Origin of the sequence: Micrococcus sp. GPGPB33, assembly GCF_037853785.1 — a bacterium.
GTDB classification, from domain to species: domain Bacteria; phylum Actinomycetota; class Actinomycetes; order Actinomycetales; family Micrococcaceae; genus Micrococcus; species Micrococcus luteus.
On the sequence record NZ_JAQMWO010000002.1, the window covers coordinates 2,014,223 to 2,032,240 of the forward strand.

Below are 18,018 nucleotides of genomic sequence, written 5' to 3' on the forward strand. Positions count from 1 at the left end.
GTCGGGTGGTCGGCGGGAGCCGGGGCGAGGCCCGCGCGGCTCAGTCGCGGCCCAGCGGCACATGTGTGGTGCACACGTGGGCGCCGGCGGCGAGGGTCGAGAGCCGGCGCACGTCCACCTCGAGCAGGCGGGCGAACAGCGCGGTCTCCTCTTCACAGAACTCCGGATGGCGCGCGGGAATTCCCTGGAACGGGCAGTGCCCCTGGCAGACCTGGTCCGCGCGGAGGGTGGGCGCCAGGCCCGCGCCGAAGTGGCGCAGCGTGCCGGCGTAGCCGGCCTCGTCGAGGACCCGCGCGAGGATCCGGGTGCGGTCCTGCAGCGCGGTCTCCCGGCCGTCGACGGCGGCCGTGAAGCGCTCCTCGATCTCGCGGAAGGCGTGGCGCGCGGTGCGGCGCACCTCCTCCTCCCCGCCGAGCTCCTCGAGGCGGGCCAGGGTGTCCAGGGCGACGGCGAGGTGGTCCTTGGGCAGGTGCTCCTGCGCGTGCGAGGTGACCACGTAGCGGCGGGAGGGCCGTCCCGCGCCGCGGGCCGCGGTGACCCGCTTGACCTCGACGAGCGAGTCCTCCTCGAGCGCGTCCAGATGGCGGCGCACGGCGGCCGCGGTCAGCTCCAGCTCGCGGCCGATCTCGGCCGCGCTCACGGGTCCACGCGTCAGGACCAGCTGCAGCACACGCTCGCGCGTGCCCTCGGCCGGGGCCGGAGCGGGGGGCGACGCAGACTGATCCGAATACACCACGCCATCATGACCTATTGATCTGGAACGGTTCAAGTGAGGCTCACCTGGCTTGATGACGCCCACGGCGGAACCCGCCGCAGGCCCGGGCACCCCCGGCCCCACGAGCCGGGGTCGCAGGGCCCGAGGACTAGACTGGCACAGTGCCCCGACCTCCCCTGACCCCGGATCCCGTGCCGCGCGACGAGCCCGTCCTGCGCCTGAGCGACGTCCACCGGAGCCTCGGCCGCGGCCGGTCCCGCACCCCCGTCCTGCGGGGCGTCGACCTCACTGCCCGTGCCGGCGCCGTCACGGTGCTGCTCGGCCCCAACGGGGCCGGCAAGTCCACCACCCTCGGCCTCTGCCACGGCATGGACCGGCCCGACGCCGGCACCGTGCGCGTGTTCGGCGCAGACCCGTGGCGGGCCTCCGCCGACCTGCGCGCCCGCATCGGCGTGATGTGGCAGGAGGGCGGCCTGCCGCCCGCGATCCCCGCCCGCCGCTTCGTCGGCCACGTGGCGTCCCTGTACCGCGACCCGCTGCCCGTCGAGCCGCTGCTGGAGCGCCTGCTGATCGCCGAGGTCGCCGGCCGCCCCCTGCGCCGCCTCTCCGGTGGCCAGCGCCAGCGCGTCGCGCTCGCGGCCGCCCTCGTCGGCCGGCCGGACATGCTGTTCCTCGACGAGCCCACCGCGGGCCTCGACCCGGAGACCCGGCCCGTCGTGCACGACGTCGTGCGTGAACAGACCGACCGCGGCGCCGCCGTGCTGCTGACCACGCACCTGCTCGACGACGCCGAGCGGCTCGCGGACGACGTCGCCATCCTGCGCGCCGGCCGCGTGGTGCGCTCCGGCTCGCTGGCCGAGCTCACGCGCGTGGCCGAGGGCGACGTCGTCGACGTGGACTTCGGCGACGCCTCCCCCGACGCCGTCCGCGCCTGGGCCGACACCCTGCCCGCGCCGCTGCGCGCGGCCGGCCTCGACGAGTCCGCCCGCCTGCGCGTGGCCGGCGTCCGCGGCCCGGACGACCTGGCCGTCCTCGCCGCGAGCTGGCGGGAGCACGCCCTGATGCCCACCCGATTCGAGCGCGCCGGACTGCGCCTCGAGCAGATCCTCCGGGAGACCGCCGCATGAGCACGCCCGTCGTCGACCACCGCGCCCCGGCCGGCACCGGAGCCCACGCCGGCGCCGCCCCGCTGGCCGCCCGCGTCCTGCGTCAGGCCGGCTACGAGACCGGCACCGCGCTGCGCAACGGCGAGCAGCTGCTCGTCACCGTGGTGCTGCCCCTGCTCGCGCTCGTGGGCGTGCACGTCACCGGCCTGCTGGACGCCCCCGGCCGCTCGGGCCTGGACGTGGCCGTGCCCGGCGTGCTCGCCCTGGCCGTGATCAGCTCCGCGTTCACGGCCACCGCGATCGCCACGGGCTTCGAGCGTCGCTACGACGTGCTCGCCGCCCTGGCCACCACCCCGCTGGGCACGCTCGGCCTCGTCGCCGGCAAGGCCCTGGCGGTGGTGGCCCTCCTGCTGGTGCAGGTGAGCGTGATCGGCGGCGTCGGCCTGGCGCTCGGCTGGCGTCCGGACCCCGAGGGGATCCTGCCGGCCCTCGTCGCCCTCGCGCTGGGGGCCGCCGCCTTCACGGCCCTCGGGCTGCTGCTCGCCGGCACGGCCCGGCCGGAGGCGACCCTCGCCGTCGCCAACCTGCTGTGGGTGCTGTTCGGCGCCGTCGGCGGCACGGTGTTCCCCGCGCGGGTGCCCGGCGTGGACCTGCTCCCCTCCGGCGCGCTGGGCACGGCCCTGCGGGCCGCCCTCCTGGACGGGGCCTGGTCGCCCGTCCCCCTGCTCGTGCTCACCCTGTGGGGCGCCGTGGCCGTCGCGGCCGCGCTCCGCTGGTTCCGCTGGCGGCCCTGAGCCGTTCCCCGTCCCCCTGCATCGAACGATCGGAAGGACACCGTGTCCACCACCACCCCCGCGGCCGGGACCGCCCCGGCCGGGCTCGCCGCCCGCCTGCCGCAGCGCCTCACGAAGGCCACCATGGCCCTCGCCGTGGCGTCCCTGGCGTCCGAGATCGGCATCATCGTCACCGGCGGCGCCGTGCGCCTCACCGGCTCCGGCCTGGGCTGCCCCACGTGGCCCAAGTGCTCACCCGAGTCCCTCACCAACACCCCAGAGATGGGCATCCACGGCTACATCGAATTCGGCAACCGGACGCTGACGTTCGTCCTGGTGGTCATCGCCGCCGCCATGTTCCTGTCCCTGTGGAACCTGCGCGGCACCCACCGGAGCCCCTTCTGGCTCTCCGTGGGCCTGCTGGCCGGCATCCCCGCGCAGGCCCTCGTGGGCGGCGTCGTGGTCCTGACGCATCTGAACCCGTGGTGGGTGGCCGGTCACTTCATCGTGTCCTCGATCATGGTCGCCGTGGCGACCCTGCTCGTGGTGCGCATCGCCGCCGAGCGCCGCGCCGGCCGGGCGGGCGTGCCCCTCGTGGACGGCGCCACCACCGTCCGGTCCCGTGCCGCCGCCTGGGCGGCGTTCGCGCTGACGTGGGCCGCCGTGTACCTGGGCACCGTGGTGACCGGCACGGGCCCGCACTCCGGCGACCCCGGCTCGCCGCGCCACGAGTTCGACCCGCTGCTGGTCACCCGGATCCACGTGATCCCGGTGTACCTGCTCCTGGCGGCCGCCCTGGTCCTGTTCTTCACGGTGCGCCGCGCGGCCGGCGCCTCCCGCCTGCAGCGCGCCGCCGTGCTGCGGCTCCTGCTCGCCCTCGTGTTCCAGGCCGCCGTGGGCTACACCCAGCACTTCACGGGCCTGCCGATCGGTGTGGTCCTGCTGCACATGCTCGGCTCGGCACTGCTCGTGGCGTCGGCGACGGAGGCCTGGGACCGGCAGGTCGCCCGCTACGTCACGGCCGGACCCGGTGCCGCGGTCGAGACCGCCACGCCCCCGCGCACCGTCGCCGCGGGCTGACGCCCCGCGCACGCGAACGGCCCCGCACCGGCTGGTGCGGGGCCGTCGTCGTCGGCGTCCCGGGGAGCGCTGGGGGCGGACCGGCGCTCAGGCGCCGAAGTGCATCAGCGGCGCACCCACGAACGGGTCCACGGCCAGGGCGATGAACAGCAGCGTCAGGTAGGTGATGGAGAGGTGGAAGACCTTCATGGCCTTGCGGTCCTCGAAGTCCTCGCGCTGGGCCTGCACCTGCAGCACGTGGGACTCCCAGATGAACCAGCCGCCGACGACGAGCGCGACCGCGGTGTAGACGATGCCGGCCCAGCCCATCGGCACGAGCAGGAGGGAGCAGGCCACGGTGGCCCACGCGTAGAGCACGACCTGGTTGGAGACGTGGCGCGCGGAGGCGATGGCGCCGAGCATCGGCACGTCGGCCTGCTGGTAGTCGCGCTTGTACTTCATGGACAGCGGCCAGTAGTGCGGGGGCGTCCACAGGAAGACCACGAGGAACAGCACGATGGCCGGCCACTCGACGGTCCCGCGCACGGCCGCCCAGCCGATCAGCACGGGGAAGCAGCCGGCGATGCCGCCCCACACGATGTTCTGCTCCGTGCGGCGCTTGAGCACGAGCGAGTACACGACCACGTAGAAGAAGATGGCGGCCACACCCAGGCCGGCCGCCAGCCAGTTGGCGCCGAACCCGAGGATCAGGATGGACACGACCGTCTGCACCCACGCGAACACGAGGGCCTCGCGGGGGGTGACCTCGCCGGTGACGAGCGGCCGGTTCTCGGTGCGCTTCATGACCCGGTCGATGTCGCGGTCGATGTAGCAGTTGAAGGTGCCGGAGGCGCCGGCGGCGAGCGCACCGCCGACGAGCGTGGCGATCATGGTGAGCACGTCCGGGAAGCCGCGCTGCGCGAAGATCATGGTCGGCAGCGTGGTCACCAGCAGCAGCTCGATCACCCGGGGCTTCGTCAGCTCGACGTACGCCCGGACCTTGCGGCGCAGGGGCAGCGGGGACCGGTCGACGACGCCGGGCTCGGCGGCGGCGACGCGGGCGGCGGACGGCGACTCCAGGGAGGATGACATCTGCTTCTCACGGTGAGGGGACGGTGGGCGTGCCCGTCCCGGGGTTCGGATCGGCCACTCGGGCGGTCCGCCTGCGGTCAGGCCTTGACCCAGTCTACTCGTGTCAACGGCTGTTCGCCCGGGGGCGAAGCATGTCATGAGGCGCCCGGTCGGGCCCGCCCCGCCGTCGCGCGGCTAGGCTGGGACGACGGCCCCGCGCCGCGACGCCCCGGCGTCGGCCGGGGCCGCACCCCGACGCTCCCGATCCGCCAGGAGAGAACCCGTGACCGACGCCGCGCAGCCGTCCACCCCCCGACCCTGGACCGGGTGGCCCCGGCCCGCGGGTTCGTCTACTCGGAGCAGGACCGCCGGATGGTGGACACGCTCAAGGCGCTCTCGGCGGACGCCGTGGAGAAGGCCGGGCACGGCCACCCCGGCACCGCGATCTCGCTGGCCCCCGTGGCGTGGCAGCTGTACCAGAACGTCATGCACCTGGACCCCACGGACGACCGCTGGGAGGGCCGGGATCGCTTCATCCTCTCCGCGGGCCACGCCTCGCTCATCCAGTACCTGCAGTTGTTCGCCGCGGGCGCCGGGCTCGAGATCGAGGACATCCAGGGGCTGCGCACCGAGGGATCCAGGACCCCGGGCCACCCGGAGTACGGCCACACCCACGGCGTCGAGGTGACCACGGGTCCGCTGGGCCAGGGCCTGGCGATGGGCGTCGGCTTCGCGTACGAGCAGCGCCGCGTGCGCGGGCTGATGGACCCCGACGCCGCCCCCGGCACCTCCCCGTTCGACCACCACGTGTTCGTGCTCGCCTCCGACGGGGACATCCAGGAGGGCGTCGCCGCCGAGGCCTCCTCGCTGGCCGGGCACCAGGAGCTCGGGAACCTGGTCGTCGTCTACGACGCGAACCGCATCTCGATCGAGGACGACACGGACATCGCGTTCACCGAGGACGTGGTCCGCCGCTACGAGGCCTACGGCTGGCACGTGCAGGAGGTCGACTGGACCAACGGCGCCCAGGGCCACGCCGTGACCGAGTACACGGAGGACGTGGAGGCCCTGTACGACGCCCTCGTCGCGGCCAAGGCCGAGACCGGCCGGCCCTCGCTGATCAAGCTGCGCACCGTGATCGGCTGGCCCTCCCCCACGAAGCAGAACACCGGCGGCATCCACGGCTCCAAGCTCGGCACGGACGAGGTCGCCGGCCTCAAGGAGAGCCTCGGGCTGGACCCGACCAAGACCTTCGACGTCGACCCCGAGCTCCTGGCCCGCGCCCGGTCCATCGCCGAGCGCTCGGCAGAGTACCGCCGCGGCTGGGAGGCGGCGTTCCAGGCCTGGCGCGAGGCGAACCCGGAGAACGCGCGGCTGTACGACCGACTGGCCGGACGAGAGCTGCCCGCTGGCTTCGCGGACGCGTTCCCGTCCTGGGACGCGGACGAGAAGGGCCTGGCCACGCGCGCGGCCTCCGGAGAGGTGCTCACGGCCCTCGCGCCGGTCATGCCCGAGCTCTGGGGCGGCTCGGCCGACCTCGCCGGGTCGAACAACACCACCATGAAGGGCGAGCCCTCCTTCATCCCGGCCCGCCGCTCCACCGCCACGTGGCAGGGCCACGAGTACGGCCGCACCCTGCACTTCGGCGTCCGCGAGTTCGCGGCCGGGGCGATCGTCAACGGCATCACGATCGGCGGCCTGACCCGCGCGTACGTGGGCACGTTCCTGACGTTCTCCGACTACATGCGCCCCGCCGTCCGCCTGGCCGCCCTCATGGGCACCCCGAGCACGTACGTGTGGACGCACGACTCCATCGGCCTCGGCGAGGACGGCCCCACGCACCAGCCGGTGGAGCACCTGGCCGCCCTGCGGGCCATCCCCGGGCTCGACGTCGTCCGCCCGGCCGACGCCAACGAGACCGCGTGGGCGTGGCGGACGGTGCTCGAGCACCGGGACCGCCCGGCCGGGCTCGTCCTGTCCCGGCAGAGCCTGCCCGTGCTCCCCCGGGACACGGACGGCTTCGCCCCCGCCTCGGGCGTGGCCCGCGGCGCCTACGTCCTCATCGACGCCACGGATGCCGACGGCGCGCCGACGCCGGCCCGCGCGCTGCTGATCGCGACCGGCTCCGAGGTCTCCGTGGCCGTGCGGGCCCGCGCGCTGCTGCAGGCCGACGGCGTCCCGACCCGCGTCGTCTCCGCCCCCTGCCTCGAGTGGTTCGCCGAGCAGGACGAGGCCTACCGGGCCGAGGTCCTGCCCGACGGCCCCGACGCCCCGGTCCGCGTCTCCGTCGAGGCCGGCATCGCGATGCCGTGGTTCGAGCACACGGTGACGGCCTCCTCCCCGGGCGCCCGCGTGAGCCTCGAGCACTACGGCGAGTCGGCCGACGGCGCCCGCCTGATGGAGAAGTACGGATTCACTGGCGAGCACGTCGCCGAGGTGACCCGCGGCCTCCTCTGAGGCCCGGCGCCCACGGCGCCCCGAGCACGTCCACCCCGAAGGGAAGGCACCCGCAGACCATGAGCACCCCGCAGAACCCGAACACCGCCGCGCTGGCCCAGGCCGGTGTGTCGATCTGGCTCGACGACCTCTCCCGCACGCGGCTGGACGAGGGCACGCTCGAAGAGCTGATCGCCACCCGCTCGGTCACCGGCGTCACCACGAACCCGTCCATCTTCGCGGTCGCCCTCGCGGACGCGGGCGCCTACCAGGGACAGCTGCGCGACCTCGCCGCGGCCGGCGCCTCGGTGGACGAGGCCGTCGTCGCCCTGACGACCGAGGACGTGCGCCGCGCCGCCGACGTGCTCGCGCCCGTCCACGAGCGCACCGGCGGGGCGGACGGCTTCGTCTCCCTTGAGGTCGATCCGCGCCTGGCCCGCGACGCCGCCGGCACCGTGGCGCAGGCCCGCGAGCTGGCGGCGGCCGTCGACCGTCCCAACCTCATGGTGAAGATCCCCGCGACCGTGGAGGGCCTGTCCGCCATCGCGGACGTGCTCGGCGCGGGCATCAGCGTGAACGTGACCCTGATCTTCTCCCTGCCCCGCTACCGCCGGGTGCTCAACGCCTGGCTCACCGGCCTGGAGAAGGCCCGGGCGAACGGGCACGACGTCCGCCGCCTCCACTCGGTGGCCTCCTTCTTCGTCTCCCGTGTGGACACGGAGGTCGACGCGCGGCTGCGCGCGATCGGCACCCCCGAGGCCGAGGCGCTGACCGGCCGGGCCGCCGTCGCCAACGCGCGCCTGGCCTACCGAGCCTTCGAGCAGGCCCTGGACTCGGAGCGCTGGCGCCTGCTCGAGGCGGCCGGCGCCCCCGTGCAGCGGCCCCTGTGGGCCTCCACCGGCGTCAAGGACCCCGCCCTGCCGGACACGCTGTACGTCACCGAACTCGTGGCACCGCACACCGTGACCACCCTGCCGGAGAAGACCCTCGAGGCGGTCGCCGACCACGGGGTGATTGCGGCGGACACCGTCACGGGCGCCTACGCCGAGGCCGATGCCCTGCTCGACGCGGTCGGCGCGGCAGGCGTGTCCTACCAGGACGTCGTGGACGTGCTGGAGACTGAGGGCCTGGAGAAGTTCGAGGCCGCGTGGGACGAGCTGCTCGGCTCGGTCCGCTCCGGGCTCGACGCCCATCGCTGACCGCACCCGCCCCCGACCCCGCCGCCCGCTCGCCACGCGCACGGAAGGACCCCCCATGAGCACCCTCGGCCTCACCGCCACCGGAGCCGCCCTCGAGGCGATCGACCGCCATCTGCCCGCCCTCCTCCAGGACCGCGTCGCCTCCCGCCTCGGGGCGCAGGACGCCGACCTGTGGGGGGCGCCGGCCCGCGACGAGGCCGCCAAGCGGCTCGGCTGGATCGACCTGTTCGAGGACTCCCGCGCCCTCGTCCCGCACATCGCCCAGCTGACCCGGGAGCTGCGCGCCGAGGGCGTGGACCGCGTGGTCCTGGCGGGCATGGGCGGCTCGTCCCTGGCCCCCGAGGTGATCGCGGCGACGGCCGGCGTCGAGCTCGAGGTCCTGGACTCCACGGACCCGCTCCAGGTCTCCCGCGCCCTCGAGCGCGACCTCGAGCGAACCGTGCTGGTGGTCTCCTCCAAGTCCGGCTCCACCGTGGAGACCGACTCGCAGCGCCGCGTCGTCGAGGCCGCGTTCCGCGACGCTGGGATCGACCCCCGCACCCGCCTGGTCGCCGTCACGGACCCGGGCTCACCGCTGCACGCCGCGTGCGAGTCCGCCGGCTGGCGCGCCGTCTTCACCGCGGACCCGACCGTGGGCGGGCGTTTCTCGGCCCTCACCGCGTTCGGCCTGGTCCCCACCGGCCTGGCCGGCGTGGACGTCGCGGCCCTGCTGGACGACGCGGAGGCCGTGCTCGACCTGCTGATCGCCGACGACGAGGACAACCCGGGCCTGCAGCTCGGCGCGGCCCTGGGCGGCACCCGCCCGCTGCGCGACAAGCTCGTCTTCGCCGACCACGGGTCCGGCATCGCCGGACTGCCGGCCTGGATCGAGCAGCTGATCGCCGAGTCCACGGGCAAGGACGGCACCGGGCTGCTGCCCGTCGTCGTCGCCCCCGGCGACCCCGAGACCGCGTGGGACGCCCCCGACCTGCTGCAGGTGCAGCTCGTCGGCGAGGACGACGTCGCGGCCCCGGGCCACGGCGTGCAGGTCGCCGGCTCGCTCGGCGCCCAGCTGCTGCTGTGGGAGGTGGCCACCGCGGTGGCCGGCCGCCTGCTCGGGATCAACCCCTTCGACCAGCCGGACGTGGAGGCCGCCAAGGCCGCCGCGCGCACCCTGCTGGACAGCCCCGCCGCCGAGCGGACGGCCGACGGCGAGGTGGAGGGCGTCGAGGTCTCCGGCCCGGCGTCCGTGACCTCTGCCCCGGACCTGGCCGGCGTGCTGCGCGCCACGGCGGCGCTGGTGCCCGAGGACGGCTACCTGGCGGTCCACGCCTACCTCTCCCGTCACGACGACGCCGAGCTCGAGGAGCTGCGTGCGGACCTGGCGGACCTGGTCGGCCGCCCGGTCACGTTCGGCTGGGGTCCGCGGTTCCTGCACTCCACCGGACAGTTCCACAAGGGCGGCCCGGCCGTCGGCGTGTTCCTGCAGATCACCGGCGACGCCGGCCTGGACATCGAGGTGCCCGGCCGCCCGTTCTCCCTGGGCAGGCTCATCGCCGCGCAGGCCGCGGGCGACGCCCGGGTGCTCGGCGATCTCGGCCGCCCCGTGGTCACCCTGCACCTGCGCCGCCGCGACGCGGGCATCGAGGCCCTGAGGAGCGCCGTCCGTGGCCGGTGAGTCCCGGACCGCCCCCGCAACCCGCTGCGCGACCCCCGTGACCGGCGCCTGACCCGCATCGCGGGCCCGTCGGCGCTCGTGCTGTTCGGCGTGACGGGCGACCTGGCGAAGAAGAAGCTCCTGCCGGCCATGTACGACCTGGCCCAGCGCGGCCTGCTGCCGCCGGCGTTCTCCCTCGTCGGCTTCGGCCGCCGCGACTGGTCCGACGAGGAGTTCGCCGACTATGTGCGCGCCGCCGTGGAGGCCTCCTCCCGGACCACGTTCGACGAGACCGTGTGGGACCAGTTCCGGGGCGGCCTGCGCTTCGTCTCCGGCGCGTTCGACGACGAGGCGGCCTACGTCCGTCTCGACGAGGTGCTCGCCGAGCTCGAGACCTCCCGCGGCACGCGCGGGAACACCGCGTTCTACCTCTCCATCCCGCCGGACTGGTTCGAGGCCGTCTCCCGCCACCTCGCCGACCAGGGCCTGGCCGACCGGTCGCAGCCGGCCGAGGGCCCGTGGCGCCGCGTGGTGATCGAGAAGCCCTTCGGCCACGACCTGGCCAGCGCGCAGGAGCTCAACGCCGTGATCGAGCGCGTCTTCCCCTCGGACGCGGTGTTCCGCATCGACCACTACCTCGGCAAGGAGACGGTGCAGAACATCCTCGCGTTCCGGTTCGCCAACCGGATGTTCGAGCCGCTCTGGAACGCGGAGCACGTGGACCACGTCCAGATCACGATGGCCGAGGACATCGGCATCGGTGGACGGGCGAGCTACTACGACGGCGTGGGCGCGGCGCGCGACGTCATCCAGAACCACCTCCTGCAGCTGCTCGCGTTCACCGCGATGGAGGAGCCGATCTCGTTCGACGCGGACCATCTGCGCGCGGAGAAGGAGAAGGTCCTCGAGGCCGTGACCGTCCCGGACACGCCCGAGGGACTCGCGGCGGCCTCCGCCCGCGGCCAGTACACCTCCGGCTGGCAGGGCGGCGAGCGGGTCACGGGATTCCTCGACGAGGAGGGCTTCAACCCGGCGTCCGTCACGGAGACGTACGCCGCGCTCAAGGTGGGCATCCGCACGCGGCGCTGGCAGGGCGTGCCGTTCTACCTGCGGGCCGGCAAACGCCTCGGCCGGCGGGTGACGGAGATCGCCGTCGTCTTCAAGAAGCCCCCGCACCTGCTGTTCCCCGTCCACGACGGGGACGAGTTCGGGCAGAACATCATCGTCATCCGGGTGCAGCCGGACGAGGGCGTCACCATCCGCTTCGCGTCCAAGGTGCCCGGCACGCAGACCGAGATCCGCGACGTCACGATGGACTTCGGCTACGGCCACGCCTTCACCGAGGACTCCCCCGAGGCGTACGAGCGTCTCATCCTCGACGTGCTCCTCGGGGAGCCGCCGCTGTTCCCGCGCCAGGCCGAGGTGGAGCTGTCCTGGCGGATCGTGGACCCGTTCGAGGAGCACTGGGCGAGCCTGGGCACCCAGCCCGAGCCCTACGCCCCGGGCACGTGGGGACCGCCCTCGGCCGACGCCCTCATGGCCCGCGACGGACGAAGCTGGAGGCGCCCGTGAAGATCCGCATGCACGACACCACCACCTCCCAGGTGGCCAAGCGCATCACGCAGCTGCGCGAGAAGAGCGGGGTCGTGGCCCTCGGCCGCGTCCTCACGCTCGTGATCAGCACGGACGACGCCGGCATCGAGTCCGCCGTCCAGGCCGCCAACGCGGCCTCGCTCGAACACCCGTGCCGCATCGTCGTCCTGGCCCTGGGCGACCCCGCGGCCCCCACCCGCCTGGACGCCGAGATCCGGGTCGGGGGCGACGCCGGCGCCTCCGACGTCGTGGTGCTGTGGTGCGCCGGGGAGAACGCCCACGCCGACGAGTCGCTCGTCTCCGGGCTGCTCCTGCCCGATGCGCCCATCGTCGTGTGGTGGCCCGGGGTGCCACCCGGGGTCCCCTCGGCGACGGCGCTCGGTCGCCTGGCCCACCGCCGGATCACGGACACGGCCTCGGCGTCCGCGGCCGAGCCCGCCCTGTGGGCTCTGCGCGCGGGCCACCATGAGGGGGACACCGACCTGGCCTGGACGCGCCTGACGCTGTGGCGGATCCAGGTGGCCGGGATCTTCGACACGCTCGACGTGGCCACCCTGCGCTCGGTGACGGTGGACGGGGCGCCGGACTCCCCCAGCACCATGCTGCTCGCGGCGTGGCTCACCCTGACCCTGAAGGTGCCCGTGACGATCGCGCACTCGAAGGTCGGCCACGGGATCCGTGCGGTGCGCCTGCGGTGCACGGACGGGGACGTGGTGCTCTCCCGCTCGCAGTCGCAGGTGGCCCGGCTCTATCAGCAGGGCCGGCCGGTGCAGCGCATCTCCCTGCCACGCCGGACGATCCAGGACTGCCTGGCCGAGGAGCTGCGCCGCCTGGACCCGGACGAGGTCTTCGGCGCCGTGCTCCACCAGGGCCTGCCGCGCACGGACCTCTCCCCCGTGCAGGCCTCCGAACGCTGAGGGGCCCCCGGCGCCCCACCGGTCCGGGACGCGCGAACGCCCCGCACGGATCTTCCGTGCGGGGCGTTCGCGTCGGGCCCGGCGGGGCGGCCTCAGGACTCCATGGTCAGACGCGGCAGGACGCCGAGCAGGGCGATCACGACACCCCAGGCGACCACGGAGCCGACGGTCAGGCGGGTGAGCAGACGCTGGGCGGAGCCCGAGGAGCTCATCGAGCTGGTCACGCCGCCGCCGAACATGTCCGAGACGCCGCCGCCGCGGCCCTTGTGCAGCAGGATGAGCAGCACGATGACCACGCTGAGCACGACCACGAGGATCTGCAGGGCCAGGGTCAGGACGTCCACGGGAGGGCTCCTCGGGTCGAGGTGCGGCCCCGGCGCGCGCCGGGGCCGTCACGGAGAATGCGGTCGGTCGGGCCGGACGGATCAGGCCTGGTCGAACCGGACGATCTTAGCAAACTCGTCCGCGTCGAGGCTGGCGCCGCCCACGAGGGCGCCGTCCACGTCTGGCTGCGCCAGCAGCGCCGGCGCGCTGGAGGACTTCACGGAGCCGCCGTAGAGGATCCGCAGTCCGGCGGCGACGTCGTCGCCGTGCAGTGCGGCCACGCGGGCGCGCAGGGCCGCGCACATCTGCTGCGCGTCCTCGGGGCCGGCGACCTCGCCCGTGCCGATCGCCCACACGGGCTCGTAGGCGACGACGACGCCGGCCACGTCCTGCGCCGACAGGCCCGCGATCGAGCCCTCCAGCTGGGCGAGCGTGTGCTCGACGTGCCGGCCGGCCTGGCGCACCTCCAGGCCCTCGCCCACGCAGATCACCGGGGTGAGGCCGTGGCGCAGGGCCGCGGCGGCCTTGCGCGCGACGAGCGCGTCGTCCTCCCCGTGGAGGGTGCGACGCTCGGAGTGGCCCACGATCGCGTAGCGGCACCCCAGCGCGGCCAGGAACGCGCCGGAGACGTCGCCCGTGTAGGCGCCGGCGTCCTCGGGCGAGAGGTCCTGCGCGCCGTAGGCGAGGTCCAGGCGGTCGCCGGTGACGAGCGTCTGCACGGCCCGCAGGCCCGTGAAGGGCGGGAACACCGCGACCTCCACGGCCTCCTGGTCATGGTCCGCGTCCGTGAGGAGCCACGTGAGGCGCTGCACCAGGGTGACGGCCTCGAGGTGGTCCAGGTTCATCTTCCAGTTGCCCGCGATCAGCGGCACGCGTGTGGTCTGCTCCGCCATGCTCACGCCCGCCCCTCGCCGGCCAGGGCGGTGACGCCCGGCAGCTCCTTGCCCTCGAGGTATTCGAGGGAGGCGCCGCCGCCGGTGGAGATGTGGCCGAACGCGTCGTCGGCGAAGCCGAGCGTGCGCACGGCCGCCGCGGAGTCGCCGCCGCCGACCACCGACAGGCCGCCGGCCGCGGAGGCCTCGGTGAGGGCCCGGGCCACCGCCCGGGTGCCCTCCGCGAAGGCCGGGAACTCGAACACGCCCATGGGGCCGTTCCAGAACACGGTCTGGGCGCCGCGGATCTGCTCCGCGAACGCCCGGGCCGTCTCGGGGCCGATGTCCAAGCCCATGGCGGACGCGCCGTGCGCGCCCGAGGTGAGGGCGTCCACGGCCAGGACCTCGTGCTCGGCGTCGGCCGCGAAGCCGGAGGCCATGACGATGTCCGTGGGGAGCACGATGCGGGCGGCCCCGGCCTCGGAGCGGCGCAGGTACTCGCGGACGGTGTCGAGCTGGTCCTCCTCGAGCAGGGAGGCGCCCACCTCGTGGCCCTGCGCCTTGAGGAACGTGAAGAGCATGCCGCCGCCGATCAGCAGCGTGTCGGCCTTGTCCAGCAGGTTGTCGATCACGGCCAGCTTGTCCGAGACCTTCGACCCGCCCAGCACGACGACGTAAGGCCGCTCCGGGGACTCGGTCAGACGGGTGAGCACCTCGAGCTCGGCGGCGACCAGCGGGCCCTGGTGGGCCGGCAGCTGTGCCGCGACGTCGAACACGGAGGCGTGCTTGCGGTGGACCGCGCCGAAGGCGTCGCCCACGTAGGCGCCGTCGTCGCCGGCCAGCGCCGCCATCTCGCCGGCCAGTGCGGCGCGCTCGGCATCGTCCTTGGAGGTCTCGCGGGCGTCGAAGCGCACGTTCTCCAGCAGCAGCACCTGGCCGTCCTGCAGGGCGGCGGCCTTCGCGCGCGCGTCGTCCCCGGTCACGTCCGCGGCCAGGGCGACGTCGGCGCCCAGCAGCTCGGCCATGCGCGCGGCGACCGGACGGAGGGAGTACGCGGGGTCCGGCTCACCCTTGGGGCGGCCCAGGTGGGCCATGACGATCACGCGCGCACCGGCCTCGGCCAGGTCCCGGATCGCGGGCAGCGAGGCCCGGATGCGGCCGTCGTCGGTGACGGTGTCCCCGTCCAGCGGGACGTTCAGGTCGGACCGGATGAGCACGGTGCGGCCGGCGACGCCGGCCTCGAGCAGATCGGTGAGGGTCGGTGCGGGCATGATGCCTCCTGGGGTGCCGGAGCGGGGTCGGTTCACGGTGCAGTCTAGGCGGACGGCCCGGGCCGACGGAGGAACCGTCGGCCCGGGCCGTCGGGCGCCGTGCGGGCTCAGAGCTTCGAGCCGATGAGGTCTGCGAAGTCCATGAGCTGGGAGGTGTAGCCGTACTCGTTGTCGTACCAGCCGATGATCTTCACGGTCTGGCCGATGGACTTGGTCAGCGGGGCGTCGAAGGTGCACGCCGCCGGGGAGGTGATGATGTCCGAGGACACGATCGGGTCCTCCGAGTAGACCAGGCGGCCCTTCAGCGGACCGGACTCCGCGGCCTTCTTGAACGCCGCGTTGATCTCCTCGACCTCCACGTGGCGCGTCAGCTCCACGGTCAGGTCGGTGGCCGAGCCGGTGATGGTAGGCACCCGCATGGCGAAGCCGTCGAGCTTGCCCTTCAGCTCCGGGATGACCTCGCCGATGGCCTTGGCCGCGCCCGTGGAGGTGGGCACCATGTTCTGGGCGGCGGCGCGCGCCCGACGGCGATCCTTCTTGTGCACGTTGTCGTGCAGGTTCTGGTCGCCGGTGTACGCGTGGATCGTGGTCATGATGCCGTCCACGATGCCGAACTCGTCGTTGAGGACCTTCGCCATCGGGGCCAGGCAGTTCGTGGTGCACGAGGCGTTCGAGACGATGTGCATCGTCTCCGCGTCGTAGGTGTGCTCGTTCACACCCATCACGAAGGTGCCGTCGACCTCCTTGGCGGGAGCGGAGATGAGGACCTTCTTGGCCCCGGCGTCGAGGTGGGCCTGCGCCTTGGGGCCGGTCGTGAAGATGCCGGTGCACTCGATGACCAGGTCCACGCCGAGCTCACCCCACGGCAGCTTCGTCGGGTCGGCCTCCTGGAAGAACGCGACGTCGCGGCCGTCGATGCGGAACCCCTTCTCGGTCCGCTCCAGCTCGCCCGGGTAGCGGCCCAGGATGGTGTCGTACTGGGTCAGCCAGAACAGGTCCTCGGGGTCGGCGAGGTCGTTCACCGCGACCAGCTCGAGGTTCTCGTGGCCGCGGTCCCTGAGCACGCGCACGATGTTGCGTCCGATGCGGCCGTAGCCGTTGATGGCGATCTTGGTCATGGTGGTCTCTCTCGTTAGTTCGCGTTGCGTGGTCCCCGTGGCGGTGGGTCCGGGGCGGTACGGTCGAGCGGTCGCGCCCGGTCCGGGCGCGCGGTGGGGACAGGGCCGGAGCGCCGAGCCCCTCCCCGCATCGGGGCGCTGACGTCGTGGGGCCACGACGTCAGCGCCCCGGTGCGCGGTGTGGATCAGGCCGGGAGGATCAGGCCGGAGGCGCCGGCGCGGGCGGCCTCGAAGCGGGCCTGCACGTCGGCCCAGTTCACGATGTTCCAGATCGCCTTGACGTAGTCCGCCTTGACGTTCTGGTAGTCGAGGTAGAAGGCGTGCTCCCACATGTCCAGCTGGAACAGCGGGATGGTGGCGACCGGCACGCCGTTCTGCTGGTCGTAGAACTGCTCGATCACCAGGTTGCCGCCGATGGGCTCGTAGGCCAGCACGGCCCAGCCGGAGCCCTGGATGCCGAGGGCGGCGGCGGTGAAGTGGGCCTGGAACTGGTCGAACGAGCCGAAGTACTCGTCGATGGCGGCGGCCAGCTCGCCGGTCGGCTTGTCGCCGCCCTCCGGCGAGAGGTTCTTCCAGAAGATCGAGTGGTTCGTGTGCCCGCCCAGGTTGAAGGCGAGGTCCTTCGACAGCTGGTTCACGGAGCCGAAGTCGCCGGCCTCACGCGCGGCGGCCAGCTTCTCCAGGGCGGTGTTCGCGCCCTTGACGTACGTGGCGTGGTGCTTGGAGTGGTGCAGCTCCATGATGCGGGCCGAGATGTGCGGCTCCAGCGCGGCGTAGTCGTAGTCCAGCTCCGGAAGGGTGTATTCGGTCATGCTTCCTCCTTGGTCAGGCGAGGCTGCGGGCAGGACGCCCTCGGCCTCCACCTCGGGCAACCTCGCGTCTCGGCGGCGTATTCCGTCCGTCTCCATTGTGATCGGGGGCGGAGCGCCGGGGCCAGATCCCGTCGACGGTGATCCCGCGCTCAGCCTTCGGAGGCCGCGTCCGTCCCGGGGATGCCCCGCTCGGCGGCCCGCTTGTCCGCCATGGCCAGTAGCCGGCGGATGCGCCCGGCGACGGCGTCCTTGGTCATCGGCGGGTCCGCGAGGCGGCCGAGCTCGTCGAGGGAGGCCTGCTTGTGCTCGAGGCGCAGCCGTCCCGCGTAGCGAAGGTGGTCGGGCACCTCGTCCCCGAGGATCTCGAGGGCCCGCTCCACCTTCGCCCCGGCCGTGACAGCGGCCTGGGCGGAACGGCGCAGGTTGGCGTCGTCGAAGTTCGCCAGGCGGTTGGCGGTGGCCCGGACCTCTTTGCGCTCGCGCCGCTCGCGCCAGAGGGTCGCGGTCTGCTCCGCGCCGACGGCGGCGAGCAGCGTGGCGATCGCCTCGCCGTCGCGGACCACGACGCGGTCCGACTGACGCACCTCGCGCGCCTTCGCCGCCACGCGGAGCCGACGCGCGGCCCCCACCAGCGCGAGCGCGGCCTCCGGGCCCGGCGTGGTCACCTCGAGGGCCGCCGAGCGGCCGGGCTCGGTGAGGGAGCCGTGGGCCAGCAGGGCCCCGCGCCACACGGCGGCGGTGGCCGCCGTCGTCCCGCTGACGAGGACCGGCGCGAGGCCACGCACGGGCCGTCCCCGCTGGTCGATGAGCCCGGTCTGCCGGGCGAGGTCCTCTCCCCGCGCACGACCCGGAGCACGTACCGCTGACCACGGCGCAGGTTGCCGCCGGAGACCACCACGATCTCCGGGGCCAGGCCGTACAGCTCGGTGATGGCGGCGCGCAGGCGGCGCGCACTGGCGCCGTGGTCCAGTTCAACCTCCACGACGACGCGGCCGGCCACGAGGTGCAACCCCCGGCGAACCGCAGCATCGCCGCGGTCTCCGCCCGCCGCTCCGGGGTCGCGGCGACCGGCACACGGGCCAGCTCCTCCTTGAGGGTCATGGTCAGCGCCATGCT

At 74.0% G+C, this 18,018-nt stretch carries 15 protein-coding genes and 1 pseudogene; 8 read left to right on the forward strand and 8 right to left on the reverse strand.

From position 1 onward, the window contains the following. Positions 1–40: 40 nt before the first annotated feature. Positions 41–826, reverse strand: coding sequence for a helix-turn-helix transcriptional regulator (locus POD19_RS09575; RefSeq protein ID WP_306452712.1), 786 nt, complete (start codon positions 824–826; stop codon positions 41–43). Between the two features lie 50 nt (positions 827–876). Between POD19_RS09575 and POD19_RS09580 the strand changes: the two genes are divergently transcribed. The 3 genes from POD19_RS09580 to POD19_RS09590 are packed head-to-tail and all read left to right on the forward strand — an operon-like array spanning position 877 to position 3,674. Further along, positions 877–1,842: an ABC transporter ATP-binding protein gene (locus tag POD19_RS09580; RefSeq protein WP_223247537.1), complete on the forward strand. Its 966-nt coding sequence runs from the start codon at positions 877–879 to the stop codon at positions 1,840–1,842. Then, the gene (locus POD19_RS09585; protein WP_036315265.1) at positions 1,839–2,615 is read left to right on the forward strand and encodes an ABC transporter permease; all 777 of its coding nucleotides are present in this window, start codon (positions 1,839–1,841) and stop codon (positions 2,613–2,615) included. The genes POD19_RS09580 and POD19_RS09585 overlap by 4 nt, the downstream gene beginning before the upstream one ends. Positions 2,616–2,657: 42 nt before the next feature. Then, positions 2,658–3,674: a COX15/CtaA family protein gene (locus POD19_RS09590; RefSeq protein ID WP_119217296.1), complete on the forward strand. Its 1,017-nt coding sequence runs from the start codon at positions 2,658–2,660 to the stop codon at positions 3,672–3,674. A gap of 87 nt (positions 3,675–3,761) precedes the next feature. On the opposite strand, the gene POD19_RS09595 is transcribed toward POD19_RS09590, so the two are convergent. After that, a complete protein-coding gene (locus POD19_RS09595; RefSeq protein WP_036315269.1) occupies positions 3,762–4,745 on the reverse strand; it encodes a heme o synthase in 984 nt (327 codons plus the stop codon). A gap of 351 nt (positions 4,746–5,096) precedes the next feature. On the opposite strand from POD19_RS09595, the gene tkt reads away from it, so the two are divergent. The 5 genes from tkt to POD19_RS09620 all read left to right on the forward strand — a co-directional run bounded on the left by tkt (position 5,097) and on the right by POD19_RS09620 (position 12,505). Then, the gene (gene tkt, locus POD19_RS09600) at positions 5,097–7,181 is read left to right on the forward strand and encodes a transketolase (protein WP_240938542.1); all 2,085 of its coding nucleotides are present in this window, start codon (positions 5,097–5,099) and stop codon (positions 7,179–7,181) included. 59 nt (positions 7,182–7,240) lie between these two features. Continuing rightward, positions 7,241–8,359 (forward strand): transaldolase, encoded by a 1,119-nt coding sequence (gene tal, locus POD19_RS09605; protein ID WP_063189246.1) that lies wholly within the window; start codon positions 7,241–7,243, stop codon positions 8,357–8,359. Positions 8,360–8,414: 55 nt separating this feature from the next. Beyond that, positions 8,415–10,016 (forward strand): glucose-6-phosphate isomerase, encoded by a 1,602-nt coding sequence (locus tag POD19_RS09610; protein ID WP_144859891.1) that lies wholly within the window; start codon positions 8,415–8,417, stop codon positions 10,014–10,016. Between the two features lie 90 nt (positions 10,017–10,106). Next, positions 10,107–11,567, forward strand: coding sequence for a glucose-6-phosphate dehydrogenase (zwf, locus tag POD19_RS09615; protein ID WP_340309448.1), 1,461 nt, complete (start codon positions 10,107–10,109; stop codon positions 11,565–11,567). Next, the gene (locus POD19_RS09620; RefSeq protein WP_036315284.1) at positions 11,564–12,505 is read left to right on the forward strand and encodes a glucose-6-phosphate dehydrogenase assembly protein OpcA; all 942 of its coding nucleotides are present in this window, start codon (positions 11,564–11,566) and stop codon (positions 12,503–12,505) included. The genes zwf and POD19_RS09620 overlap by 4 nt, the downstream gene beginning before the upstream one ends. A gap of 92 nt (positions 12,506–12,597) precedes the next feature. Here POD19_RS09620 and secG read toward each other — a convergent pair whose 3' ends face one another. From secG to whiA, 6 genes and pseudogenes are all read right to left on the reverse strand, one after another. Continuing rightward, the gene (gene secG, locus POD19_RS09625; protein WP_036315286.1) at positions 12,598–12,849 is read right to left on the reverse strand and encodes a preprotein translocase subunit SecG; all 252 of its coding nucleotides are present in this window, start codon (positions 12,847–12,849) and stop codon (positions 12,598–12,600) included. Between the two features lie 81 nt (positions 12,850–12,930). Beyond that, a complete protein-coding gene (gene tpiA / locus POD19_RS09630; protein ID WP_036315288.1) occupies positions 12,931–13,722 on the reverse strand; it encodes a triose-phosphate isomerase in 792 nt (263 codons plus the stop codon). 2 nt (positions 13,723–13,724) lie between these two features. Then, the gene (locus tag POD19_RS09635) at positions 13,725–14,972 is read right to left on the reverse strand and encodes a phosphoglycerate kinase (protein ID WP_049147874.1); all 1,248 of its coding nucleotides are present in this window, start codon (positions 14,970–14,972) and stop codon (positions 13,725–13,727) included. Positions 14,973–15,079: 107 nt separating this feature from the next. Next, positions 15,080–16,090: a type I glyceraldehyde-3-phosphate dehydrogenase gene (gene gap / locus POD19_RS09640; protein ID WP_144820065.1), complete on the reverse strand. Its 1,011-nt coding sequence runs from the start codon at positions 16,088–16,090 to the stop codon at positions 15,080–15,082. A gap of 185 nt (positions 16,091–16,275) precedes the next feature. Further along, positions 16,276–16,902, reverse strand: a complete 627-nt coding sequence (locus POD19_RS09645; RefSeq protein WP_036315296.1) for a superoxide dismutase — start codon at positions 16,900–16,902, stop codon at positions 16,276–16,278. 149 nt (positions 16,903–17,051) lie between these two features. Further along, a pseudogene (whiA, locus tag POD19_RS09650) lies at positions 17,052–18,015 on the reverse strand (DNA-binding protein WhiA). Between the last annotated feature and the right edge of the window lie 3 nt (positions 18,016–18,018).